Origin of the sequence: Pelagibius sp. (assembly GCF_965249265.1) — a bacterium.
GTDB lineage: Bacteria > Pseudomonadota > Alphaproteobacteria > Kiloniellales > Kiloniellaceae > Pelagibius.
Genome location: NZ_OZ252224.1, coordinates 1,205,048 through 1,229,483, shown reverse-complemented (window position 1 = coordinate 1,229,483; position 24,436 = coordinate 1,205,048). Strand labels below are relative to the sequence as shown.

Annotated in this window: 21 protein-coding genes; 4 read left to right on the top strand and 17 right to left on the bottom strand. The window is 62.4% G+C overall.

Annotation, left to right across the window (positions count from 1 at the left end; genetic code table 11):
- Positions 1 to 5 precede the first annotated feature (5 nt).
- Together ACP146_RS05955 and ACP146_RS05950 are read left to right on the top strand one after the other, a co-directional pair.
- Positions 6 to 953 carry an ABC transporter permease gene (locus tag ACP146_RS05955; RefSeq protein ID WP_422365851.1) on the top strand — a complete coding sequence of 316 codons (948 nt, stop codon included), beginning with the start codon at positions 6 to 8 and terminating at the stop codon, positions 951 to 953.
- Positions 950 to 1,909 (top strand): ABC transporter permease, encoded by a 960-nt coding sequence (locus ACP146_RS05950; RefSeq protein ID WP_422365850.1) that lies wholly within the window; start codon positions 950 to 952, stop codon positions 1,907 to 1,909. Before ACP146_RS05955 ends, ACP146_RS05950 begins: the two co-directional genes overlap by 4 nt.
- A gap of 26 nt (positions 1,910 to 1,935) precedes the next feature.
- Here the strand turns inward: ACP146_RS05950 and ACP146_RS05945 are convergent, their stop codons facing one another.
- The 9 genes from ACP146_RS05945 to ACP146_RS05905 form a co-directional block, all read right to left on the bottom strand.
- Complete coding sequence (locus tag ACP146_RS05945) at positions 1,936 to 5,637, bottom strand: CheR family methyltransferase (protein ID WP_422365849.1); 3,702 nt, start codon at positions 5,635 to 5,637, stop codon at positions 1,936 to 1,938.
- A gap of 423 nt (positions 5,638 to 6,060) precedes the next feature.
- The gene (locus ACP146_RS05940) at positions 6,061 to 6,222 is read right to left on the bottom strand and encodes a hypothetical protein (RefSeq protein ID WP_422365848.1); all 162 of its coding nucleotides are present in this window, start codon (positions 6,220 to 6,222) and stop codon (positions 6,061 to 6,063) included.
- Positions 6,219 to 7,466, bottom strand: coding sequence for an MBOAT family O-acyltransferase (locus ACP146_RS05935; RefSeq protein ID WP_422365847.1), 1,248 nt, complete (start codon positions 7,464 to 7,466; stop codon positions 6,219 to 6,221). Before ACP146_RS05935 ends, ACP146_RS05940 begins: the two co-directional genes overlap by 4 nt.
- Positions 7,456 to 8,541 carry a hypothetical protein gene (locus ACP146_RS05930; RefSeq protein WP_425032312.1) on the bottom strand — a complete coding sequence of 362 codons (1,086 nt, stop codon included), beginning with the start codon at positions 8,539 to 8,541 and terminating at the stop codon, positions 7,456 to 7,458. The genes ACP146_RS05935 and ACP146_RS05930 overlap by 11 nt, the downstream gene beginning before the upstream one ends.
- Before the next feature lie 43 nt (positions 8,542 to 8,584).
- On the bottom strand, positions 8,585 to 8,836 hold the full coding sequence (locus ACP146_RS05925) for an acyl carrier protein (RefSeq protein ID WP_422365845.1): 252 nt from the start codon (positions 8,834 to 8,836) through the stop codon (positions 8,585 to 8,587).
- Positions 8,837 to 8,906: 70 nt separating this feature from the next.
- Positions 8,907 to 9,902, bottom strand: a complete 996-nt coding sequence (locus ACP146_RS05920) for a ketoacyl-ACP synthase III (protein ID WP_422365844.1) — start codon at positions 9,900 to 9,902, stop codon at positions 8,907 to 8,909.
- A gap of 4 nt (positions 9,903 to 9,906) precedes the next feature.
- A complete protein-coding gene (locus ACP146_RS05915; RefSeq protein WP_422365843.1) occupies positions 9,907 to 10,608 on the bottom strand; it encodes a hypothetical protein in 702 nt (233 codons plus the stop codon).
- A 157-nt stretch (positions 10,609 to 10,765) separates the two neighbouring features.
- Positions 10,766 to 11,494 carry a rhomboid family intramembrane serine protease gene (locus ACP146_RS05910; RefSeq protein WP_422365842.1) on the bottom strand — a complete coding sequence of 243 codons (729 nt, stop codon included), beginning with the start codon at positions 11,492 to 11,494 and terminating at the stop codon, positions 10,766 to 10,768.
- Positions 11,495 to 11,637: 143 nt separating this feature from the next.
- Positions 11,638 to 12,123: an L-2-amino-thiazoline-4-carboxylic acid hydrolase gene (locus ACP146_RS05905; protein WP_422365841.1), complete on the bottom strand. Its 486-nt coding sequence runs from the start codon at positions 12,121 to 12,123 to the stop codon at positions 11,638 to 11,640.
- A gap of 199 nt (positions 12,124 to 12,322) precedes the next feature.
- Between ACP146_RS05905 and ACP146_RS05900 the strand changes: the two genes are divergently transcribed.
- A complete protein-coding gene (locus ACP146_RS05900) occupies positions 12,323 to 12,928 on the top strand; it encodes a LysR family transcriptional regulator (RefSeq protein WP_422365840.1) in 606 nt (201 codons plus the stop codon).
- Positions 12,929 to 12,955: 27 nt separating this feature from the next.
- On the opposite strand, the gene ACP146_RS05895 is transcribed toward ACP146_RS05900, so the two are convergent.
- The 8 genes from ACP146_RS05895 to ACP146_RS05860 form a co-directional block, all read right to left on the bottom strand.
- Positions 12,956 to 14,140: a M20 aminoacylase family protein gene (locus tag ACP146_RS05895; RefSeq protein WP_422365839.1), complete on the bottom strand. Its 1,185-nt coding sequence runs from the start codon at positions 14,138 to 14,140 to the stop codon at positions 12,956 to 12,958.
- Between the two features lie 23 nt (positions 14,141 to 14,163).
- Positions 14,164 to 15,237 (bottom strand): ABC transporter ATP-binding protein, encoded by a 1,074-nt coding sequence (locus ACP146_RS05890; RefSeq protein WP_422365838.1) that lies wholly within the window; start codon positions 15,235 to 15,237, stop codon positions 14,164 to 14,166.
- Positions 15,230 to 16,264: an ABC transporter ATP-binding protein gene (locus ACP146_RS05885; protein ID WP_422365837.1), complete on the bottom strand. Its 1,035-nt coding sequence runs from the start codon at positions 16,262 to 16,264 to the stop codon at positions 15,230 to 15,232. The genes ACP146_RS05890 and ACP146_RS05885 overlap by 8 nt, the downstream gene beginning before the upstream one ends.
- Before the next feature lie 7 nt (positions 16,265 to 16,271).
- Complete coding sequence (locus tag ACP146_RS05880) at positions 16,272 to 17,240, bottom strand: ABC transporter permease (RefSeq protein ID WP_422365836.1); 969 nt, start codon at positions 17,238 to 17,240, stop codon at positions 16,272 to 16,274.
- Positions 17,241 to 17,249: 9 nt separating this feature from the next.
- Positions 17,250 to 18,275 carry an ABC transporter permease gene (locus tag ACP146_RS05875; protein WP_422365835.1) on the bottom strand — a complete coding sequence of 342 codons (1,026 nt, stop codon included), beginning with the start codon at positions 18,273 to 18,275 and terminating at the stop codon, positions 17,250 to 17,252.
- An 87-nt stretch (positions 18,276 to 18,362) separates the two neighbouring features.
- Entirely contained in the window at positions 18,363 to 19,976 is a 1,614-nt protein-coding gene (locus ACP146_RS05870) for an ABC transporter substrate-binding protein (protein WP_422365834.1), read from the bottom strand.
- Positions 19,977 to 20,163: 187 nt separating this feature from the next.
- On the bottom strand, positions 20,164 to 21,399 hold the full coding sequence (locus tag ACP146_RS05865; RefSeq protein WP_422365833.1) for an amidohydrolase family protein: 1,236 nt from the start codon (positions 21,397 to 21,399) through the stop codon (positions 20,164 to 20,166).
- Positions 21,400 to 21,488: 89 nt separating this feature from the next.
- Positions 21,489 to 22,187: a DUF2927 domain-containing protein gene (locus ACP146_RS05860; protein ID WP_422365832.1), complete on the bottom strand. Its 699-nt coding sequence runs from the start codon at positions 22,185 to 22,187 to the stop codon at positions 21,489 to 21,491.
- Positions 22,188 to 22,522: 335 nt separating this feature from the next.
- On the opposite strand from ACP146_RS05860, the gene ACP146_RS05855 reads away from it, so the two are divergent.
- Complete coding sequence (locus ACP146_RS05855) at positions 22,523 to 24,370, top strand: ABC transporter ATP-binding protein (protein ID WP_422365831.1); 1,848 nt, start codon at positions 22,523 to 22,525, stop codon at positions 24,368 to 24,370.
- Positions 24,371 to 24,436: the final 66 nt, after the last annotated feature.

Below are 24,436 nucleotides of genomic sequence, written 5' to 3'. Positions count from 1 at the left end.
CCGCGATGCTTGCCTACCTGGCACGCCGGCTGACGGAGTCCTTTCTGGTGCTGGCCATCATGTCGGCCCTGATCTTCGGTCTGATCGGGCTGATGCCCGGCGATCCCATCGATGTAATGATCTTCTCCGATCCCGAGATGAGCCCGGAGGATGCCGCGCGCCTGCGCGCGCTCTACGGTCTCGACCGGCCGATCACGGAACGCTATATGACCTGGCTGGGCTCGGCGCTGCAGGGCGATTTCGGCTATTCGCGCCTCTATAACCAGCCGACGCTGGACATCCTGCTGCCGCGTCTGGGCAACACCATCATTCTCATGGGCCTCAGTTTTGTTCTGGCGCTGGCCATCGCCCTGCCCGCCGGCATCTACGCGGCAACCCGTCCGCAAGGCCTGGTGGATCACGGCATCAACCTGCTGGCTTTCGCCGGCATATCGATCCCGCCCTTTTGGCTCGCGATCCTACTGATCATCCTGTTCTCCGTCACTCTGGGTTGGCTGCCCGCCGGGGGTATGGGTGAAGGCCGCGATTTCTGGGCCGACCAACGCTTCCTCGTGTTGCCGGTCATCGCCCTCACCATCGCCACCATCGGCGGCGTGATCCGCTTCATGCGGGCCGCGGCGATCGAGGCGCTGCGCCAGGACTATGTGCGTACGGCCCGGGCCAAGGGACTCAGCGGCCGGCAGATCCTGACCGGCCACGTGCTGCGCAACGCAATGATACCGGTCGCTACCATTCTCGCTTTACAGATGGGCAATCTCTTTTCAGGCGCATTGATCACCGAGACCATCTTCGCCTACCTCGGCATGGGCAAGACGATTTATTATTCCGTCGTCGGCAACGACTACAACGTGGCGCTCGTCGGTCTGCTGCTGGCGACCCTGACGACCTTGCTGGCGAACCTCCTTGCGGATCTCGCTTACACCTGGCTCGATCCGAGGATTTCCTATCAATGAGCGAACAGGCGCCTCCCGTCCTCGCAGCGGACGCCGCCCTTGCAGGCAGCGCCGCGCTGACGGTCAGGCAGATATTCTGGCGGCGCTTCTTCGCTCACCGTCTGGCCGTCGTCAGTCTCGTGTTTCTTGTTCTTCTATCTTTGCTCACCGCCTCGGCATCGCTGATCGAGTCGATGCTCGGCGTCGACGGCAATCTGGTCGACCTCTTCAACACCAAGCAACCACCCTCGGCGCAGCATCCGCTCGGAACCGACGAGCTGGGGCGCGATACGCTGGTGCGGCTGCTCTACGGCGGCCAGGTCTCACTGATCGTGGGGCTGACCGCGGCAGTCGGCTCAGCCGTCATCGGCACCTTTCTCGGCATTCTCGCCGGCTACTACGGTGGACGCCTGGACAGCCTTGTGATGCGCTTCACAGACGGCGTCATCGCCCTCCCGATCCTGCCGCTGCTGATCATCCTGGCCGCCGTCGATCTCAACAAGTTGGGGCTGCCGAGCGATCTCGTGGCCTCGGAAAGCGTCTCGATCTATCGCATGGTGGCCCTGATCGTCCTGGTCGGCTGGACCACCGTCGCCCGCCTGGTGCGCGGGGCCACGCTTTCCATGAGGACGCGGGAGTTCGTGCGTGCCGCCGAAGCTCTGGGCGCTTCGGCGCCCCGCATCATGCTGGTCCACATCCTGCCCAACGTGGTCTCGCCCATCATTGTCGCCACCACGCTTTCAGTCGGCGGGATAATCCTGCTGGAATCGGTTCTGAGCTTTCTGGGCCTCGGCATTCAACCGCCATTACCGTCCTGGGGCAATATGCTCACCAATGCCCAGGAGCTGATCTGGGATTCGCCGGTTTTGGCTGTCTACCCCGGCTTGCTGATCTTCCTGACCGTCATCGCCTTCAACTTCCTGGGCGACGGGCTGCAGGACGCCCTGGACCCGCGCGCCATCGAAACGCGCGAATAGGCATGCTCGCCCGTTTCAATCTGGCGTTAGCTGCCGGCTACGGACTGCGGTTGCTTTTTCGGCTGACTCTTTAGCCGACCTCGGACCTGCTCGACACGGTCGGCCGGAAAGACAAGGCGAACCTTGGTTCCCTTGCCGATATCACTCACAATCTCGAGACTGGCCTGATGCAGCTCGGCCAAACCCTTGACCAGAGACAACCCCAATCCGACACCGGAATTGTTGGTGGTCAAGGTAGAGCGGACCTGGGAAAAAGGTTCGGTGATGCGCTGGATGTCGTCAGGCGCAATGCCAATGCCGTTGTCCATCACTTCGAGTATCAGATCGCCGGAACTTCGCAGCAGCTGGGCACTGCAACTGATCTTTCCCTTGTCACCCACAAACTTCATTGAGTTTGCGATCAGGTTTATCAGGATCTGTTGAACGGCACTCTGGTCGGCTTTCACCCTCGGCAAGTCTTTGGCGACCTTCGCAGTCAGCTCGATGTTCTTCAGCTTGGCGCCCTGTTCGAAGAGCTTGAAGACGCGCTGCTGGCAATCCGCCAGGTTCAGGTACTCTTCTTCAAGTTCCAGTCGGCCGGACTCGATCTTTGAAAGATCGAGAATGTGGTTGATCATGCCCAGGAGATGATCCGCTGCGTTGCCGATATCCTTGCCGTACTCGGCATACTTTGCATGGCTGTGCCTGCCGAAGGTCTCCTCGCCAATCATGTTGGAGAAACCGATGATCGCATTCAGCGGTGTACGCAGTTCATGGCTCATGTTTGCCAGGAAACTCGATTTGGCGAGGCTCGCCTCCTCGGCCAATTGTCGCGCTGTCGCCATCGACCGCTGGAGCCGCATTTCCGTTGCGATATTGATGTGCATCATCAGCACACCCACCTCATCGTTCGGCAGCGTTGTCCGGCGCATAACACATTTGAACCAACGCGGTTCGTCCGGCGCGTGGCAGGAGTAACGCACCTCAGCGAGCTTCGCCTGCCCATCCAGTATTTCACGCAGGCGTTCCGCAACTTCATTGGACGCGGCGTCATCGCTGTTCTCACAAGCCGTCAGATAGCTCATGCCAATGCCAAAGCTGTCATCCGTGCCGCCGTTCTGGCGCCCGAATTCCCGCCAGGCCTCATTCACCAGGGTAATCACGCCATGGCCGTCGAGAACCGCGATCTGGGCCGGCGTACTATCCAGGATCGCCCGGCGCAGTTCCATTTCCTCAGCCAACTCGCGTCTGCTGCGGCGCAGTTTCGTGTTCGCCTTGGCAAGGCGGGAGACATCATGCAGCGTCAGGACGGCACCGGTGACCGCTTGCCCTTCATTGATGCAAGGGTGTACGGCAAGATCGAAATAGCTCTCAATCTGCGCTGCCCGGATCGACTTCGACTTCGGCTTGCCGCCGCGGATCACGTCCTCGACAAGGTTGCGCAGGTCAGGCAGCCGAAACGACGCCTTCAGCGCCGTCAACGGCTCCCCGATACCATGCTCGTCAATCGAGAAAACCCTTGACGCCGCCGCATTGTAGCGCTGGATCACCAGGTTCCGGTCAACAACGACAACGGCGTCGGAAATGCTCTCCAGAATCGACGCCTGAAAGGAGTAGGCCTCCGTCAAGGCATCCGACTTGACCACGATCTCCTCGTTTACCGTGGTCAGCTCTTCATTGGTTGACTGCAGTTCTTCGTTGGAAGTCTCCAGCTCTTCATTTGTCGATTGCAATTCTTCGTTGGAAGACTGCAGTTCCTCGTTCAGAGCTTGAAGCTCTTCGTTGGAAGTCTCCAACTCGTTGACCATGGTGTGAAGATGCTCGCGCATCGCCAACAGCTCATGCTCAAGCTCTTTGACCTGGTCGTGCTTGCCGGTTTCATCGACCTCGCCTTCCTCTTCTTCAAGGAGGGCCCTTACGGTCATGAAAGCGATGAGATTGAGCTCTTCGTCTGTCTCGTTGTCGCGGTAAGGATGAATGACAATGCGATATTGCCATTTGTCGCCCTCGACCTCCGCGGTGTGAAGGCGGCTGCGGACAACGACATTTTCCCGGCGGCTGCGCAGCAGGAGGGCGCGCAGTTCAGCGCGCAGGTCTTCGTCAATTAGGCTGTACACATCGAACTGGGATGACCCCATGGGCACATTGAGATAGGGCTTGATGGCTCCAGCGATATGCAAGGGCTTGTCACCGCTGTCGACAATCACCGTCGGCGGACCGAAACGCTTGGCGATAGCCTCATTGGCGCGCGCTTCACGCGACCGCGGCTGCACCGCCTTGTGCTTGGCGCTCAGAGGCAGCGGGTTTTTCATCGGCGTGAAGGCGCTCGGCCTGAAAGGTGAGCACTTGTAGCTGGCCGCCCGGAACATCTTATGAGACCGGTCGACCAGATCGAACAGGTCGCCGAGGTCACTGATTGCCTCTGATTTGCCGAGCAGCAACAGACAGCCGCTGTTCAGCGCATAGTGGAAGCGCTCCAGAATGCGGCGTTGCAGCTCCGGTTTGAAATAGATGAAGAGATTGCGGCAGGAGATCAGATCAATCTTGGAGAAGGGCGGATCCTGAATGAGATCGTGCCGGCTGAACACGATCATTTCCCGAATCTCCTGCTTCACCGAAAACTCCGAGGCCATCGGCGAGAAGTAACGGTTCAGAAGCGTCGTGTTCATCTGTTCGGCAACCGAGGGCGGATAGATCCCGCGGCGGGCGCGCGCCAGGGCATTGGAGTCCAGGTCGCTGGCGAAGATCTGCACTTTCATGCGCTTCTTGGCTTTGCGCATCACTTCGGCAAACAGAATTGCCAGGGAATAGGGTTCTTCGCCGGAGGAGCAGCCGGGCACCCAAACCCTTATGGTGCTGCCTCTGTCTTTTGACGCGACCAGCTTTTCGATGGGCTGCTGCATGGCCTTCCAGACACCGGGGTCACGGAAGAATGACGTTACGCCGATCAGCAGTTCGCGCACGAGGCGATCTATCTCGCCGGGATCGTTGTTCAGCAACTCGAGATAGGTGTCCAGGCCCGGCAGATGCAACAGGCTCATGCGGCGGGAGAGGCGGCGCAGGATGGTAGAGGAGCGGTAGTTGGCGAAATCGATATTCGTGTGCGTTCGGATAAGCGCGCAGATATCGACATAAGTGTCGCTGATACCAGCCCCATCGTCCTCTTTCAGCACCTCTCGCTGGCCACTGTCCAGCAATTGCGGGAGGCGCTTGGCAACCTCCGACGGCGACAGCACGAGATCGACACAGCCCGTACCGATGGCGGCATTCGGCATGCCGTTGTATTTGGCGGAGCTGTCCTGGGCAAAGGTGATACCGCCGGCCGCCTTGATCGCCTGGATACCCCTGGCCCCGTCAGAGCCGGTGCCGGAAAAGATCACGCCGGTCGCCCGCTCTTCACACTCCAGAGCCAGGGAGGCAAACAGAAGATCGACCGAAGGCTGCGGCCCAGCCTTGATCTTTGGGGTCCGAACGGTCAACTGCCCATTCTGAAGCTCAACATGCCGATTGGGCGGCGTGATATAAACGATATCGGGGTTCGGCCGCTGGTTGCGGGTGATCTCTTTCACTTCCAGCGTAGTCTCCCGCGCCAGCAACTCCATCAGCATGCTGCGATGGCTGGGCGAGAGGTGCTGGGCCACCACGTAACAAGTTCTGCCGTCGGGGGCGAGGTTCGCCACGAACTCCCGCAGCGCCTCCAACCCACCGGCGGAAGCGCCAATCCCGATCACCGCGAGGCTGCCGCCCAATTTCCTACTCCCCCAAAATGGAGCTCTCAGATCAGCCGCGAATATGAATGAAACGACTACTCAATAAAGCGAGCGATATTTTCGATACGACTAGAATTAGTTGACCAAATCATCAAGTCAACATTGCACAAGCAAAATGCGAAGTGCGAGTCAAAAAAACTCCTTATAGCAGTTATCCCGCGCAGCCTGCGAATTCGAGCGAGCGACCTAATAGATTGGTATATAATAATATTTCTCTCTCTGTCTTCGAATGATCGTTCCACATTCCAAAGACCAGCGCGATAAAAGGGAGAAAGAAAAATCTATTTAAAGTTGATCTTCCGCAGAGAGAAGTACCCTGTTCTTGGAAAAGATAGGGTCTGAATGTCGATTCGCGATGACAGGGAGCCCGGTCTTGGCCATCGAGAGCGCAGAGGGCGCCGCTCAGAACTCGGCGTAGATCGGCAGTTGCCAGGCGATGGGATAGGACAGCAGAACGATGCCCCAGCCAATGATGCCCAGCAGATAGACCTGATAGCGCGCCGCCCAGGCCTTCAACCTGCCCAGCCTGCCCTCTCGCGCTCCTGCCCCCGCCGATCTTCTCATCCTCCCAGGCCTCCCAGCGTCAGGACCAGATCGATGGCGGCGGCCGGCCCCGAACTGTTGGCGATGGCAGACAGCAGCGATACATAGGTCATGGTGAACGCCCAGCCGGCCCAGGGCAGCAGCAGCCTGAGCACCGGGTACAACGCGACGGCGGCCATCCGTTTGCTGAGGATCATCTGCAGCGCCAGGGCAGCGCCGTGGCCGAAGCCCCAGAACAGATAGGTCCAGCTGACGTTGTGCCAGAGCCCGACGGCAACAAAGGCGCAAAATATCGCCAGGGCCGGGCGGCCCCGCGCCCGCACGATGGGTTTGAAGAGGTAGTTCCCGATGAAGGCGCCAAGGCTCATATGCCAGCGCTGCCAAAACTCCTGCACGGAGCGGGAGACGAGCGGCATGCGGAAATTCTCCGGCAGCGTGATGCCGAACAAAAGCGCCGCACCGATGGCGATCGAGGTATAGCCCGCGAAATCGAAGTAGAGCACCAGGAAAGCGCGGTAGAGATCCAGCCAGGCCAGCAGCCCCTGCCCCGCGGTGAGCCCGGCACGCTCCATCGTCCCGGCAAGATCGAGACCCGCCAGCTTCGGGGCAATGACCAGAAGCAGCGCCGCCCCCCAGCCGATACGGCAGACCGCGCGCAGCGCAGCTTCGAAGGTAAGCGTCTGCGCCTGCATCTCCCGGGTGAACGGCCTGGACCCGCAGATCGGGCCGGCGACGTAACTGCCAAAGAACGTCAGGCAGCCAAGCGCCGCCAAGGGATCGAGCCCCCCGCGGTTCATCGCCTCACGCAACACCAGGAAGCTTCTGATCGCACAATAGCTGAGGCCCAGATAGGCCCAGTTCACCAGTGTCGGCACCGCGGCCGCACGCTCGGAGAACAGCCCGCCGACAACCATGTCAGCCGGCAGGAACTCGACCACCGCCAGCGGCGCAAAGAGCCCCCAGGAGAGTGGTTTCAGCCGCTCGGGACTGATGCCGCGCCGCTGCGCCAGCCTGAAAAGCAATACGGCACCAAAAGCCAAGGCGATAATCGCCGGAATCAAGGGGCTGAGCGAAAAAAGCAGCAGCAGCGAGAAGCCGATCAACAACAACTGACGCGCCATCACGCCGACTTCACCGCCGGACCACGCCGCCGGGGCTTGCGCCGAGCCGGCCGTCGCGGGCATCGCCAAAGAGACGGGAATCGACCAGTAAAGCGGCACCACAAGCAGCAGAGCCAGAACGAGGACCTCGAGGCTAACCACCATGGTGGAGAACTCCGCGGGCACGCATCGCATCACTAAGCCAGTCGGTGAACTGCCGGATTCCCTTCAGGTTTAGATGCGAGTTGTCGTAATAGCCATCGGCCTGCAAGTCCGCCAACAGCCCACGCGGCGGCAAAAACAATGGGGCGTTCAGGGAACGCTCGAAACGCGCTGCAAAGGCGTCGTCCGGGGGCGGCACGAAGATGCTCGGCATATAGACATAGGCAAGTGCAAAGCCCCGCTCCTGCGAAAGCTCCGCAAGACGGCCGAAGACCAGCCGGTCGGGTGCCCGCTCCGGGTCGAGCAGAAAGTCCGGCGCATCGGGCGCGGCTGCCGCCCAGCCATCGGGGTTGGCGGCATGAAAGGCTTCCGCAAAGAGCCGCTTCTTCTCCTGCTGGCGTGGCGTCCCGTTCTGCCGGTCCGGGTCATTTCCCGAGGCGAGAAAACAGATGTTGCGGCGGCTGTAGTCGATTGCCGGGTCGGGGCGGTACAGCGTTTTCTGCACCTGGCGCGTGGCGAGCAACTTGGTCGAGCGATCCAGTTTTCGCAGCAGCAGGCGGCTGCTGTCGTAGGCCTGCAGCAGGGCCGTCTGCGACGACTCTGCGACCGAGCCCAGAAGGTCACGATAGCTGGCCGCGGTGGCGTAGAATTCACGATAGCGGCCGCTGGCCAATTGCAGGTCGTGGCGCTCCAGACGGGCCGGGTCGATGCGCTGCTCCAGGCGCCGTGTCGCGGCGGAGCCGACCTGGGCCTCCATGATGACCAGCTCGATCCCTTTCTCGCGGGTGAGCAGTTCGACCCAGTGGGCATCCAGGCGAAAGCTGCGGCCGGGGTGAGCCAGACTGACCACCGCCGATTCCGGCAGCCTCCAGAACCGGGCGAGCTGCGACGGGTCGATCGCCTGACGGGTCCTGGACGAGCCGATGACCAGAACCTTTGCCTCGCGCGCCGCACCGGTCAGAAGGCCGTGCAGGCAGTGTTGGGAGTGTCCGAGGCCGCTGGCCCGCACCGCCAGACTGTCGAAGACGATCAGCAGGCCGACGGCAAGCACGGCAGCAGCACCCAGGAGCACCGCCATGAGACCCTTGGAGAGCATCGTAAAACCGGGCCCCGGCCCGCCCTCAGTTCCCGGCGATCACCTTCATCAGGCTGGAGACGCGGTAGTCGTCATAATCCTCGGTAACTGCGGTGAGCTTGGTGCCGAGGGTCTGTTCGACCTCGAAGAGGAAGTTCATCAGGTCGAGAGAGTCGACGATCTCCTCTGCGACCAGATCGGTTTCCGGCGTGATTTTATCGCCGGCCCCTTCAGCCACCTTGTTCAGCGAATCCCGGATCAACAGGAGGGTGGCGTCTTCAGTCATCGTGTCGGTCATGGCGTTACCCGGATGTTGTTTGGGGGGAAAGGAACTGCGGAGATTTGCACATACGGCAGCCGCCTTCCGTTCAACTGCCGAAGCGGATCACGGAAGTCGCCCAAGAGAGACCGACACCGAAACCCGACACCAAAACCGTCTTCCCGGCCATCGATCCATTGGCCATCTGTGCTTCCAGCAGCATCGGGATGGTGGAGGAGACGGTATTGCCGTAGCGGTCAATGTTGATCAGTAGTTTCTCGGGCGGAATGCCGGCGCGCTTGGCGAGAGACTGCAGCATGTAGAGGGAACCTTGGTGGCAGGCAAAACAGTCGACCTCGTCGAGCGCCAGACCGTTACGCGCCAAGCAGGTTTCTATGCTTACGGGAATGCGTGTCATCACGAAGTTGAAGACCTCGCGCCCATTCATCTTCAAGCGCAGGGCATCACGGTCATGCGCCGCCACGTCGTCGACCTGCAAGGCCACCGAAGGCGCCTGGGCGGCGCCGGCATCAATGCGGATGGCTTCACCACCGCCGCCGTCGGTACCGAAGTCGGTGATCCCCAAACGGCTGCGGTCGCCGCGGCGCAGCACCAGGCTTGCGGTGGCGGCGTCGCCGAAAACGGCATTGGTCGCCGTATCCTCCGCTGCCATGATCCGCGAATAGGGATCGCAGGTGACCAGGAGAGCGGTCTCACAGCCGGTCGCCGCCAGGAAGCTCTCCACCACCTGCAGCCCGTATACATATCCGGAGCAGCCAAGCGCCAGGTCGAAAGCCGCAAGCCCGGCCTTCAGGCCCAGGCATTGGGCCAGTTGCGCCGAGTTCTGAGGCAGTTTGCGGTCCGGCGTCTGGGTCACGAAGATCAGGACATCGACCGCTTCCGGCTTCAGCCCCTTCGCCGCCATCAGCTTCTCACAGGCCGCTGCCGCCAGGCCGACGCCGGTTTCCTCCGGCGCCAGGATGTAACGCTGCTTCAGGCCCACCTTGTCCTTGATGAAGGATTCCTTGGCGCCGGTCAGCCGGGCGACCTCTGCAGCGTCCTGGCGGATCGAGGGAAGTGCCGAAGCAATCGCCTCAAGCGACATGCGGCTAGCCCTCCAATTCGAAGGCAGGAGCCTGGAAAGCGAAGGTAACGATGGCGGAAAGCGTGTCGCCGCCCGCACCCTCGACGTCGACTGCCGACATGGTCTGAAACAAAGGCGCACGGCCCAGCAGCCGCAGATGCCGGACCGTCAGCTTGCCGGCGGTCATTGGCGGGCCCGCCAACGGCAGCGCAGCGTTCCGGCAGCCGGTGAACCAGATATCATGGACACCGGGACCGGCGGCTTCATGTACCGCCTTGACCGTCTGGACAATCAGGACCAGCAGATCTTCGAAACTGTTGAGCCCGGCGAAGGCGAAGTCGCCGCAGAGGTCAGGTTTCAACATCCCGAGAGGTTCATAGGCGACGTTCTCCGGAAGGTCGCGGCGCTCGGCAGGCTCCACCAATTCGGCAAAGCGCAAGGTCAAGGTCTCGCCGTCCTTTCTGAAGCCGGCATCGCCGATCAGCGCCAGCCCCTCGGGCGGCGCGGCATCCCCGCGCAGGCAGAGTATCTTGTTCCGCGTGATCTTCTTGAAGGCCGCCGTGGTGAGGATCGCCGTCTCCGCCAATCCACCGGGCAGGATCTCGGCCGCCCGGGCGATCATTTGCGTACCCTGCACATAGTCGCGCCCGCCGTTCAGAAAGACGTCGATACGATGCAGGTCGTCGCCGGTGAAGGGCTTGCTCGGATGCGCCAGGGAGGCTGCCATGAACCCTCTGTTGTGCCGCCTGTTCCACTAAGCGCCCGGCCCGGTCGTTCGACCGCGCCGGGGCCTTGGCGTTATACACAGTCGCAGGCTCGGTCAGATGTGACCGTTCTGGGGCACGCAGAGGGATAGTGGAAAACGGCCCGGCGGGGCGCGTGTATTACTCCCGCAGCCCTTCAGCTCTTCCCCCGGGTGCGGAAGGCGGGCGCCAGCGGCAGTAGGCAAGGGCAATCAGTAAGCCGGCCAGAAATCCGCCGAGATGCGCCTTCCAACCGACCTGGGCGCCGGCGAGGAACTCGCCAAGGCCGGTGAGGCCGAGCATCAGGTTCAGCCCCATCAGAACTGCAACGAAAGCGAGGGCCGTGCGGCGGCGGTCGGGGCGCGGATCGACGCGCATGAAGCAGATTGCCGCTGCGGTAACACCATAGACCGAGCCGGAAGCGCCGATCAGAACCAGTTCGCTTCCGCCGCGGAAAGCAAACTCGGTCAAGGCACCGGCAACGGCACAGACGATAAATAGAAACAGATAGGGCAGCAGGCCCATGCTGCGTTCCACGTAGCTGCCGAAAGCCAGGAGGAAGCCCAGGTTCAACGCCAGATGCATGAAGTCGCCATGCAGCAGCGTATAGGTCGCCAGCGTCAAGAGGCCTGTCAGACTCGGCAGATCGCTGCCCGGCGGCCAGAAGGTCAGGGAATTGAAGGCGAGACTGTCGAAGAAGATGCGCCCGACCGTGCCAGGCAGCAGCAGATCGACGAAGAAACTGACGCCAATGACGGCCGCGAGCCAAAGCGTCGCCGGCGGCAGATTGAACATCGGCTCGGCCCCCTTCTCCTCCGGTGGAGGCGGCGGTGCGGGCGGGCGGCGGAAGGGAATCGGATCTGAACTCATCGGCTGGCCGGCAAGGGTTTCTGACGGGACTCATGAGATGTGTTATCCCGGTCCGACCAAGACAATAGACGTTAATCATTAACGTTCGAATTATTCGCCATCCGCGGAGATTGCGCCCGGCGCAGCGCTCAGGGTCCTCAGGCTTACGGAGCGGTTCTTTCCGTGATCTTCGTGCGGCAGCACCCTTCTTTGCCCGGCGACCACAACTCCAGCTCATAGTCGAATCCGGCGGCCTCCAGGGCGGCTTCATCCCAGGCCGAGGCACAATGCAGCAGAGTACAGATCTCCTCATCGCTGCAGCCGGCCTCCACCCAGGCTTCCTTCAGCGGGCAGGCCATGTTCTTGAATTCCAGGCAGGTGCCGTCCAACTGCCTGATCTCCGTTGCATAGGTCACACCATTGTTAGGGGGTTTTGCAAAGCTCTCTGCCATGCCTGCAAAGTCACGCGGGCCGAGATGCGCCAAAGCCTTGCCCACGGCGGCGCCCTGCGCATGGCTGGCGCTGCGCATCACACTGACCGCTTCGGTCTCGCCATATCTCTTTGACAGCTCCCGAAAGACTTCGAGATAAATTCTTCCGCGCTCCTTGATGGCGTTGCTCAGCAACGAGTTGGATTTTTCCTGGTTCATTCCCAATGCACTCCCGATATCACCGGCCCGATATCACCGGCCCGATATCACCGGCCCGACATCACTGGACCGTTAAACCAGGGCGACGCTATCGCTTTGGAAGACCGCCCCTCAACTCAGGAAATCTCGGTCGGAGGAATAGATATACTGAGTCTCCCGGGGCATCGTTTCGTGGCATTCTGCGCCGAGGAGAAAAACGATGACCTACAGACTACCTTCGCTGAACACCCTGCGCGCTTTCGAAGCGGCGGCGCGGCACCTGAGTTTCAAGACAGCCGCCAGCGAACTCGGCGTTACCGCAGGCGCCGTCAGTCAACAGGTGAAAAAGCTGGAAGCCTCTTTGGGCGTGGCCTTGTTCCGCCGCCTGGCGCAGGGTCTGCTTCTGACGGCGGAAGGGGAGGCCTATCTGCCCCGGATCACCCGGGTCTTCGAAGACTTGACCGATGCCACCGAAGCCATCGCGCCGAACATGAACGGCAAGAAGTTCAATGTCGGTCTGTGTTCCAAAGCGCAGGCTGTATTGCCGGCGAACTGGCCAAACCACTGCGACCGACTGAGACCCTACGTGCGAGACGTGGTCCAAACGACCGATGTTGAGTTGGTCAGGACCAACGAGATCGACTGCCTGATCCGACTCGGTGGCGGCCCCTATGGCGACCTTGCATTGGTTACAGTTCCCAGCCCGGCAAGCACCGCGAAGCATCCGAAAGCACTGCATTTCGTCTGCAAGCCCGGCCTTGCGGACTGCCGGCAATCAAAGGCCATACTGGAAGACTTAGAGGAACAGGCGGGCGCAAACCCGTAGTATCCGTTCAGGTCAATAGCCGGACCTTCACCCCGCCTTCGGCAAGGTCGATTCCGCCAGTGTCGCCCAATAGCTGGCGCCGACCACCGCGACCTCGTCGTTGAAGTCGTAATGGGGGTTATGGACAGAGCAGCCGCCGGGGCCGCCCTCGGTGCCGTTGCCCAGCCAGATGTAGCAACCGGGCTTCTCTTCCAGCATATAGGCAAAGTCCTCCGAGCCCATCAACTGCTCGGCGCCGATCTCGACGTTTTCCGCCCCCACGACCTTGGCGGCGACCGCGGCGGCAATGCCGGTTTCGGCTTCGCTGTTCACAAGCGCGGGATAGCGGCGCTCGTAACGCAGGGCCATGGTCGCCCCCTGGGCGGCGCAGACCGATTCGCCAATACGGGCAATGTCCTCTTCGATCTGACTCTGGGTTTCCTTGCGGAAAGTCCGGACGGTGCCGCGGATCACCGCGGTCTCCGGGATAACGTTCCAGGTATCGCCGGCGTGGAACTGCGTGACGCTCAGGACCACCGGGTCGAGGGGGTCGCTGCGCCGGCTGGCGATGGTCTGCAGGGCGGATACGAGCTGCGCGCCGGTGACCACCGGATCGACGCCGAGGTGCGGCATCGCCGCATGGGCGCCCTTGCCGGTGATGGTGATCTCGAAGATGTCGAAGGCCGCCATCGCCGGCCCGGCCCGCAGGCCGACGGTGCCAGCCTCGCGGCCCGGCATGTTGTGCAGGCCGTAGACCGCCTCGACCGGGAACTTTTCGAAGAGGCCCTCTTCCACCATCACCCGGCCGCCGCCTTCGTTCTCCTCGGCCGGCTGAAAGATGAAGGCGATGCGGCCATCGAAGTTGCGGGTTTCGGCCAGGTACTTGGCGGCGCCGAGCAGCATCGCGGTATGGCCGTCGTGGCCGCAGGCGTGCATCTTGCCCTCGTTCTGCGAACGGTGATCGAACTCGTTCAGTTCATGAATGTGCAGGGCGTCCATGTCGGCGCGCAGCCCGATGGCCCGTCCGCTCTTGTTGGTTGTACCGTCAAGCACGCCGACAACGCCGGTGGTGGCGAGGCCGCGATGCACCTCAATACCGAACTCGGCCAGCTTCTCGGCCACGAAGTCGGAGGTGCGCAATTCCTCAAAAGCGGTTTCGGGATGAGCATGGAGATCGCGGCGCCAGCCTTTGATCTCCTCGTGAAACTCGGCAATGCGATTGATGACGGCCATGGTCGTTCTCCTACAGCGCTCGTCTAAGGTTGCGGCGCGTCTTGTTGCGGCATACGGCGGGGCTCCGCCGCCGGCAGGCGGTTTTCCTCCACCGCGTGGCAGGCGACTTCGCCCGCCGCGGTCAGGAGCGGTTTCGGCGCTTCCTGCCGGCAGCGATCATTGGCGAAGGGGCAGCGCGGATGAAAGTGGCAGCCGCTGGGCGGTGAAATCGGGCTCGGCACCTCGCCGGCCACGGGGATGCGGTGGCGCCCTGTCATCTCAAGGTCCGGAATGGCGTCGAGCAGCATCCGGGTGTAGGGGTGCTGGGGATTTCGGAACAGCGCCCGCGCCTCCCCCCACTCCACCAAGCGGCCCAGATACATCACCCCGACCATGTCGGAGATGTGATAGACCACCGCCAGGTCATGGCTGATGAAAAGATAGGTGAGGCCCAGCTCGCGCTGCAGCCGCTTCATGAGATTGAGAATCTGTGCCTGGACCGAGACGTCGAGCGCGGAAGTCGGCTCGTCGCAGATCAGGAACTCCGGGTTGCTGGCCAGCGCCCGGGCAATGGAAATGCGCTGACGCTGGCCGCCGGAAAACTCGTGCGGAAACTTCTCCCCGTCGGCGGCGGCCAGACCAACCTGAACCAGCAGTTCGCCAACCCTCTCGGCAATCTCCTTCTTGTCGCTCATCAGGCCGTGGGCGCGGATCGGCTCGGCGATGATGTCCGCGACGCGCCAGCGCGGATTGAGACTGGCGTAAGGATCCTGGAAAATCATCTGCAGGCGCTTGCGCAGCGGGGCGATTTCGGCGCGGGTCTTCAGGCTCGCCATGTCCGTGCCGTCGATGACGATCCTGCCGCGTGTGGGGCTGTGCAGCCCCACTACGAGCCGCGCCACCGTCGACTTGCCGCAGCCGGATTCGCCGACCAGACTGAAGGTCTTGCCCCGGGGGATGTCAAAAGAAACCCCGTCAACGGCTTTCAGCAGCACCCGTTTCTCACCTTGCAGGATGCGGTTCAACAAGGGCGGCGAAACATCGAAAAGCTTGGCCAAGCCCTCGACCTGTACCAGGGGGCTGTCGCCTGCAGTATCCTTCATCGGGACCTCAACCATCAGTGCCGCTCCTCACCCCTTCATCGAACAGCCAGCAGGCCGCCTGGGTGGCACCGACCGGCTGCAGATCCGGCCGCTCCTGACGGCAGCGGTCGAAGGCGCGCGGACAGCGCGGATTAAAGGCACAGCCCCGGGGGATCGCGTTCAGGCGCGGCATGGCACCATCGATCTGTGCGAGGTCCTCAACGTCATGGCCGACCAGGGGGATCGATCCCATCAGCCCGGCGGTATAGGGGTGCTGGGCCCGCAGCACTACATCGTCAACCGGGCCGATCTCGACGATGCGCCCGGCATACATCACCGCGACGCGGTCAGCCGTTTCCGCAATTACCCCCATGTCGTGGGTGACCAGCATGACGGCGGCGCCGTGTTCCCGGCAGAGCCGCTTCAGCAGGGCGATGATCTGGGCCTGGATGGAAACATCCAGCGCCGTCGTCGGCTCGTCGGCGATGATCAGGCGCGGGTTGATGCAGAGCGCCAGAGCGATCACGACACGCTGGCGCATGCCGCCGGAAAACTGATGCGGATACTGGTCGATGCGCTGGGCGGCGGCCGGAATGCCAACCTCCTCCAACAGTTCGATGGCTCTGGCCCGGGCCCCCTTCTCGTTCAGGTCGGTGTGGGTCAGGATGGTTTCGGTCAGTTGCCGCCCGATGGTGTAGAGCGGATTGAGCGAGGTCAGCGGGTCCTGAAAGACCATGCCGATTTCCCGTCCGCGGATGCGGCGCATCTTCTCGTAAGAAAGGTTGTCGATACGCCGGCCGTCCAACTGTATCTGACCGCCGGCGACATGGCAGGGCGGCTCCAGCAGGCCGATCACGGCGGCACCGGTCAGCGACTTGCCGGCGCCCGATTCACCCACCACGCCCAGAACTTCGCCCTCATTGATATGGAACGACACGTCATCCACCGCAACCAGAGTGCCCCGGCGGTTGGGAATCTCGATGCGGAGATGATCGACCTGCAGCAGCGGCTGATTGCTTTGGGCCGGATTGGTCTGCGGGGAGAGGGCGGAGAGATCGCTCATATCAGCTCTAACGGAGCTTCGGATTGAGGGCGTCGCGCAACCAGTCGCCCAACAGATTGACCGCCAGAACCAGGACCGCCAGCGCCACGCCGGGGAAGATGGTGATCCACCACTCGCCGGAGAAAAGGAAGTCGTTGCCGACGCGGATCAGCGTGCCCAGTGAGGGCGAGGTCAGCGGCACCCCGACTCCGAGGAAGGAAAGTGTCGCCTCGGTGATGACGGCGATGGCGAGATTGATGGTGGCGATCACCAGCACCGGCCCCATCACGTTGGGCAGCACGTGGCGCAGCATGATGAGGAACGGCGGAATACCGATAACCCGCGCGGCCTGCACATACTCCTTGTTGCGCTCCACCATGGCCGAGCCGCGCACCGTACGGGCGTATTGCACCCAGAACGAAAGCCCGATGGCCAGCACCAGGACATAGAACCAGACCTCGCTGTGGAAGTCGCGGGGCAGCACCGCCCGCGCCAGGCCGTCGATCAGGAGGGCGATGAGGATCGCCGGAAAGGTGAGCTGCACGTCGGCGGCGCGCATGATGATGGCATCTATGGTGCCGCCGAAGTAACCGCTGATCAGGCCCAGGGAAATACCCAGCACCATGGCGAAAAGAACCGACGCAAAGCCGACGCCCAGGGAAATGCGCGAACCGTAGATGATGGTCGAGAGAATGCCGCGCCCCTGATCATCGGTGCCCAGCAGAAAACGGGCGTCTCCGCCATCCTGCCAGATCGGCGGGATGAAGGAATCGAGCAGGTCGATGGTCGTGAGATCGAAGGGATTGTTGGGCGCTACCAGCGGCGCGAAGGCCGAAGCACCGACGAATATCAGGGTGATGACCGCGGAGACGATGATCACCGGCGAGCGGGTGAAGGAATACCAGATGTCGCTGTCGAAGAAGCGCTTTGTGACATCGATAATCCGCTCACCCAATCCGGGCCCGGCGGCAAGAGGTCTTTCCTGGTTCACAGCCATGCCCGCCCCCTACTGATGTCCGGCCGCGACGGCGCGGTCGGCGCGCAGCCGCGGATCGACGACGTAGTAAAGCAGGTCGACGACGAGGTTGATGACCACGAAGAAGAAGCCGATCATCATCAGGTAGGAGGCCATGACCGGAATGTCGACTTCGTTGATTGCCTGAATGAACAACAGGCCCATGCCCGGCCACTGAAATACCTGTTCGGTAATCAGCGCGAAGGCAATGATCGAGCCGAGCTGCAGGCCGGTGATGGTGATCACCGGGACCAGGGTGTTCTTCAGCGCGTGGCCGAAATTGACGGCACGGTTGGTCAGGCCGCGGGCGCGGGCGAACTTGATGTAGTCCGTACGCAGCACCTCCAGCATCTCAGAGCGCACCAAGCGCATGATCAGAGTCATCTGAAACAGCGCCAGGGTAATCGACGGCAGGATCAGCGCCAGAATGCCGGACTGTGTGAGGAAACCGGTACTCCACCAGCCGACCTGGGTGACCTCGCCGCGCCCGAAGGTCGGCAGCTGCGGCAATAGAGAGAAACCCAGCGCCGAGTTTATGTCCTGGGACATCACGCCGAAAATCAGAATAAGCAGGATGCCGATCAGGAATGTCGGCAGCGACACGCCGATCAGCGAAATGGTCAGAAAAACCTGCGAGAGAAAGCCGCGGCGATGCAGACCTGTATAGACGCCCATGGGCACGCCGATGAAAAGCGCCAGGAAGGCGGCCACCAGGGAGAGTTCCAGGGTCGCCGGCATGCGCTCGGCAATCAGTTGCGAGACAGGGCGGCGGTGGCGGTAGGAAATTCCGAAGTCCCCTTGTACCGCCTTCACCAGAAAGCGCCCGTACTGCACCACGAAAGGATCGTCGAGGCCGAGACGCTCGCGCAGTTCCTGGCGCTGTTCCAGGGTGGTGTCCTGCCCCACCATGTTGTTGATCGGATCGCCGACGTAGTTGAACAGCGAGAAGGCGATGAAGCCCACTGCCAGCATCACGAAGATGGACTGCAAGAGCCGTCTGACAACGAAGGCGATCATGAATTCGAGAACCCGAGCCGAAGAAAGGCGGAACGCGAAAAGCGAAGGCCCGAACCGGCAGGTCCGGGCCTTCTACGCAATCGTGATCTAGTTCACCGTCACGTACTGAAGGTGAAAGACGTTGTCGGGCCGCTGGGCGACCGTGGCGTCGTCGTTGACGCCCCAGGACAGCGGCTGCTGATGCAGCGGAATGTGCCCCACCTCTTCGGAGTGGATCTTGAAAGCCTCGTCGATCAGCGCCTGACGCTTTTCCTGGTCGGTTTCGACCTGGATCAGATCCGACAGCTCGGTCACCCGCTCATTGCAATAACCGCCCAGATTGAAGGCGCCCTTGCCGTCGACACGGCAGGACATCAGCGCCGTGATCGGGTTGTGCGAGTCGAAAGTCGAGGGCGTCCAGCCCAGCAGATAGAAGCTGGTGTCGTAGTTGTTCTGGGCCAGAACCTTGCCGAAGTACTTCGACTTGGTCTGCGCGAGCAGATCAATCTTCACGCCGATCTTGGCCAGCATGGAGGCCACGGCCTGGCAGATCCGCTCGTCGTTCACATAGCGGTCGTTGGGGCAATCCATGGTGACTTCAAAACCATCGGGATAACCGGCCTCCACCAGCAGGGACTTGGCCTTCTCGACGTCAAAGGGCAGACGCTCGTTCATCGCTGCATTGAAGCCGTTGATCTGCGGCGCGACCATCAGGTTGCTGGGCGTGGCGGAACCACGCATCACCTTTGAGCGGATCGCTTCGATATCGATCGCCTGATAGAAAGCCTGGCGAACCCGCTGATCCTTGAAGGGATTCTTGCCCTTGACGCTGGAGGCGAGCAGTTCGTCACGGTCCTGATCAAAACCGAGGAAGATCGTGCGCGCTTCCGGACCGGTCAGCGGGCTGACGCCGTTGGCGTCTTCCAGGCGTTTCCAGTCCTGCACCGGAATCGGATAGGCCATGTGCACGTCACCGGAAATCAGCGCGGCGACACGGGTGGCGTCCTGACTGATCGGGGTGAACACCGCTTCGGTGATGTTGCTCTTGTTCTGACCCCACCAATTGGGATTGGGAACAAGCACCGTCTTCACGTCCGGCTGGCGCTCGGTGACCATGAAGGGGCCGGTGCCGTTGGCGTTGATGTTGGCAAAGTTGCCCTGATCATCGCCCTTCACGTTGGTGGCGGAGGTGGTGTTGTTCTCCGCCGCCCATTCCTTGTCCATGATGTAGAAAATTTCGAGCTGCAGCGGCAGAATCGGGTTCGGCGCCGGGGTCACGATGTCGACCGTATGGTCGTCGACCTTCACCGCCTCTTTGATCAGGCCGGCCACGACTTTCATGTCGGAGCCTTCGGTGTTGATGCGATCAACAGAGAAGAGTACGTCATCGGCATTGAAGCTGTTGCCGTTCTGGAACTTCACACCCTTGCGCAGTGTGAAGCGCCAGGTGTCCGGCTTCACGTTTTCCCAGGATGTCGCCAGGGCCGGCACCAACTCCAGATCCGGCGTCCGGGTCACCAGGCCTTCATAGAAGTTGGACTGGAAACCCAGGGTCATGGTCTCAAAAAGTCCATGGGGATCCATGGTCTGAACGTCGCCCTGGAAAGCCCATTTAAAGGTCTTCGCTTCGGCGCCACCCACGGCGCCGCCAATCGTCAGAGCGGCGGCTGCAACAGCGGCCATAAGGCCGTGGCGCAGACTCTTTCCTCGTCGCAATTTCATTGCTGTCTCCCTCGCAGTCATCCCTGTTCACCCACATCCCTCAGAGATTCCGGTTGCCAAAGGGTCAAACCGGAGAAACTTAGGGGTTTTGTTTTTTCTGTGGGTCACAGCCTAGCCCGATGCGCTCCGGATTCACAAGCCGCTTGCCGCCCCGCCGAGCAGCCCCAACTGCTGGCGGAAACGGGTCTTACGACGCCTTTCGCTTCACGAAGGCGCCGGCTTTCATGATCATCGGAATATGCTTGCCCTGATCCTGCAACACCGACAGGTCTGCCAGAGGATCGCCGTCGACGACGATAAGGTCCGCCAGGGCGCCTTCCGCCACCACGCCGAGTTCGCCCTCGGCGTTCAGCAGGGCGGCATTTACCGAGGTCGCCGAGCGCAGGATTTCAGCGGCTGACAGCACCTCGGCGCGAATCAGGAACTCGCCCGATTGGTGGGCCTGCATATCGCCCAGAAGGTCTGTACCGAAGCCCACGGTCACGCCGGCCGCCTTCAAGATCTCCAGCGACGTCAGGCCCGCGGCCCGTACCGCTTTCAGCTTCTCCTGGCTGACCGCAGGCAGCCCAAGGTCGGGCCCGAAACGGTGCAGCGCGTCATAGGTCACCAGGGTCGGCACCACGAAGGCGCCCTCCGCCGCGCAAAGCGCCGCCGTCGGCTCGTCGATCAGATTGGCGTGCTCAATGGACCGCACGCCGTATTGCACACAGCGGGAAATCGCTTCCGGTGTATAGGCATGCGCCATCACATAAGTGCGCCAGGAAGCAGCCTCCCAGACGATGGCGCGGATCTCATCCTCTGAATACTGCAGGTTCCAGATCGGATCGCTCGGCGAGGCCACGCCGCCGGAGGCCATGATCTTGATCTGGGTTGCACCCTTGCGCAGTTCTTCGCGGGCTGCCTGCTGAACGGCCGGCACACCGTCGGCGATGACGCCGAAGATATGACTGCCCTGTCCGCAGAAGCAAAAGGCGCTGTGATCCTCCAGCGCGCGAAAGTCAGCATGGCCGCCGGTCTGAGTCAGGGCCCGCCCGGAGTAGAAAAGCCTTGGGCCCTGGATGAGCCCTGCCTTGATCGCCATGGCCAGGCCGTAGTCGGCGCCGCCGGCGTCACGCACCGTGGTGAAACCGCGCAGCAGCGCCGCCTCCAGCAGATGGCGGGCGTGCTGGGCCAGCAGGGAACGCGGCATGACTTCCATCTTGGCGAAATCCGGATCTGCCGCCATGGCGTGGAAGTGGGCGTCGATCAAACCGGGCATCAGGGTGCGCCCGCCCAGATCGATAACCTCCGCGCCATCAGCGGTGATCGGGCGGTCGGACACCTCTTTGATGCGCTCGCCCTCGACCAGGACATGGCGACCTTCCAATAACTCGGAACCGAGCCCGTCGAACAGCCTGCAGTCTTGGAAAACTATCTGAGCCATCGTCGCGCCCTCCCCCCTTGCTACCGGACCCTGCACAGTCAGCGCATGCTAGGGACTTGTCCGCCTGCTGGCAATTGAGCGCCTGAGAACTATCCGTCGCTGCGAATACCGCGCAGCACCGCCCGCGCCAGGGGTTCGGCCTCGGCCCAAGGCATACCCGGCTTCAGGCCGTCATCGTAGAGCATCCGAATCAACAAGCGGTCGCGCGCGGTCAGGTCGACCTGCCGACCTGAATCGCTGAAGACCGAGTCCGCCGTCGGCGCCAGATCGTTCATCAGGCCGAAGACCTGGGTCACCTCCTGCACCAGGCAGCCTCGGACGGTGCGCTCCCCACGGTCGCTGCGGATAAAGGCGACGGCGAAGTCGATGCTGCGCCCGCTGGGCCAGCCGCCCCAGACGAAACCGAAGCAGGTTGCAGAGTCTTCCATCCGGGCCAGTAAGGCCTCGTAGCGGCGCCGGTCGGCAATCTTGTGGCCGAAGAGGCCATGATGGCGGCGGGCCGCGGCGAAGGGATCATCGGCCAGAAAGATCAGCAGGTTGGCCGCCTCAACCGGCGCGGCAGCGATATCCAGGCCGGTGAGCCCCGCAAGTTCGGCAAGGTGACCCGCCGCCATTTGCCGAAAGGCCGGCGGCAGTGGCGCGGCGGTGTCCGCCGTGTCGCCGGCAATCAGGGCAGCCCGGACCGGCAAGGTCCACTTCGCCAGATGATCCCGGCGCGGACGCGGCTGTCCGTCATTGCCCAGGACCGGGCGCTCGGTCCGGTAGGCAACAGCGCGGAAATCCTGCAACAGCCCCTCTTCTACCGGATCGGGCGGCCCGGACGGCGGCGTACAGCCTGCCGGAACTGTCAGGAGCAGGCAGGAGAACGCCAGGGCCCTGCTCAAAGACCTGATTGGCAGGGCTTCGGTTTTAGCAAAGGTGCCGAGCAAAGAAGCTGCTATGATCCCCTCCATCGCGCCACCTCTGATGTGGCAATCCCGGAAGAGATTGCCTTTGCGCTGCTGCGTTTCAGATTAAGTTTGGAAGTCGCAGCACGCCGAATGTCCCCCTTGTGGCCTGATTGGCCTGAGTGGCCCGCGCGCGAAACCGAAAACCGGAACGGACCAGGAGAACCGCCCCGCAGATGTATGCCTTCTTCGAGCGCCTCTTCAACCCCCTCGCAGAGGCGGAGATCGAACAACCGCCCACCACGACGCGTGCATTCTTTGTCCACTTCCTGGCGCCGATCAAGGGCCTGCTGCTGGTCACGCTCGCCGTTTCCGGCATCGCCGCGGTGGCGGAGATCGCGCTTTATGCCTTCCTGGGCAAGCTGGTGGACTGGCTCACCGCCGGCACCCCTGAGACCTTTCTGCAAGATCACGCCTGGGGGCTGACCGCCATGGCCGTGGTCGCGGTGATCCTGCGTCCGGTGGCCACGCTCGCCTCCCGCGGGCTGGTCAACCTCAGCCTGGTGCCCGGCCTGACCAACCGGGTGCGCTGGCTGAACCACCGCTATGTGCTGCGCCAGAGCCTTACCTACTTCCACAACGATTTTGCCGGCCGCATCGCCCAGAAGGTGCTGCAGACCGGTCATGCTCTGCGCGAAGCTGTGGTCAACGTCATCGACGGCGTCTGGTTCCTGCTGATCTACCTTTTCGGCACCCTGGTGCTCTTCGCCGGGATCGACTGGCGCCTGTTGCTGCCGGTCCTCGCCTGGACACTGTCCTATGCTGCGGTGATCTATTTCATGGTACCGCCGGTGCGCCGCAAGTCCGCCGACCTTTCCGAAGCCAATTCGGCGCTCACCGGGCGCATCGTCGACAGCTACACCAACATTCAATCGGTGAAACTGTTTGCCGACAGCGAACGCGAGGACGACTTCGTCGGCGAGGTCGTCGGCCGTCACACCGCAGCGCTGCGCCGCCTGATGCGTTCCGTCATCGGCATGACGATCACGCTCACGCTTTTGAACACCGCCCTTATCGTCCTCGTCGCCGGGCTGTCGATCATGTTCTGGATGGACGGCGGCATCAGCACCGGCGCCATTGCCGTCGCCATCAGCCTGATCATCCGCCTGACCCAGATGTCCGGCTGGATTCTGCGCACCGTGACCAGCCTGTTCGAGAACATCGGCACGGTGCAGAACGGTATCGAAACCATCTCCCAACCCTATGCGGTGCAGGATCACTCAGAGGCCGAAGAATTGGTTGTCGGCGACGGCGCGGTGAACTTCGAGAACATCCGCTTCCACTACGGCAAGACAGAGGGCGTCATCGAGGAGTTGTCGCTCACGGTGGGCGCCGGCGAGAAGGTCGGCATCGTCGGGCGCTCCGGCGCCGGCAAGTCGACCCTGGTCAACCTGCTGCTGCGCTTCTACGACCTGGAAAGCGGGCGCATCCTGATCGACGGCCAGGATATCGCCAGGGTCTCCCAGCATAGTCTGCGCCGTCAGATCGCCATGGTGACCCAGGATACCGCCCTGCTGCACCGCTCGATCCGCGACAACATCCTCTACGGCCGGCCCGAAGCCAGCGAGGCGGAGATGCGCCGCGCCGCCGAGCTGGCCGAGGCCCAGACCTTCATTCCGGAGCTGGAGGATATGCAGGGCCGGCGCGGCTTCGACGCCCATGTCGGCGAGCGCGGCGTCAAACTCTCCGGCGGCCAGCGCCAGCGCATCGCCATTGCCCGGGTGATCCTGAAGGACGCCCCGATCCTGATCCTCGACGAGGCCACCTCGGCCCTCGATTCGGAAGTCGAAGCAGCCATTCAGGATCAGTTGCAGAACCTGATGACCGGCAAGACCGTGATCGCCATCGCCCACCGCCTCTCCACCATCGCCGCCCTCGACCGCCTGGTCGTGATGGACCAGGGACGCATCGTCGAAGAGGGCAGTCATGAGGACCTGCTGCGCCGGGGCGGCCTCTATGCCCGGCTGTGGGAGCGCCAGTCCGGCGGCTTCCTGGGGCTCAACGAAGCCCGCCGGGCCTCCTGACGCCCGGCAGCGCGTTCCATCGGAATGCCGTGGCCATGCGCCGGGCCCCGGCCCGCTATGCGCCGA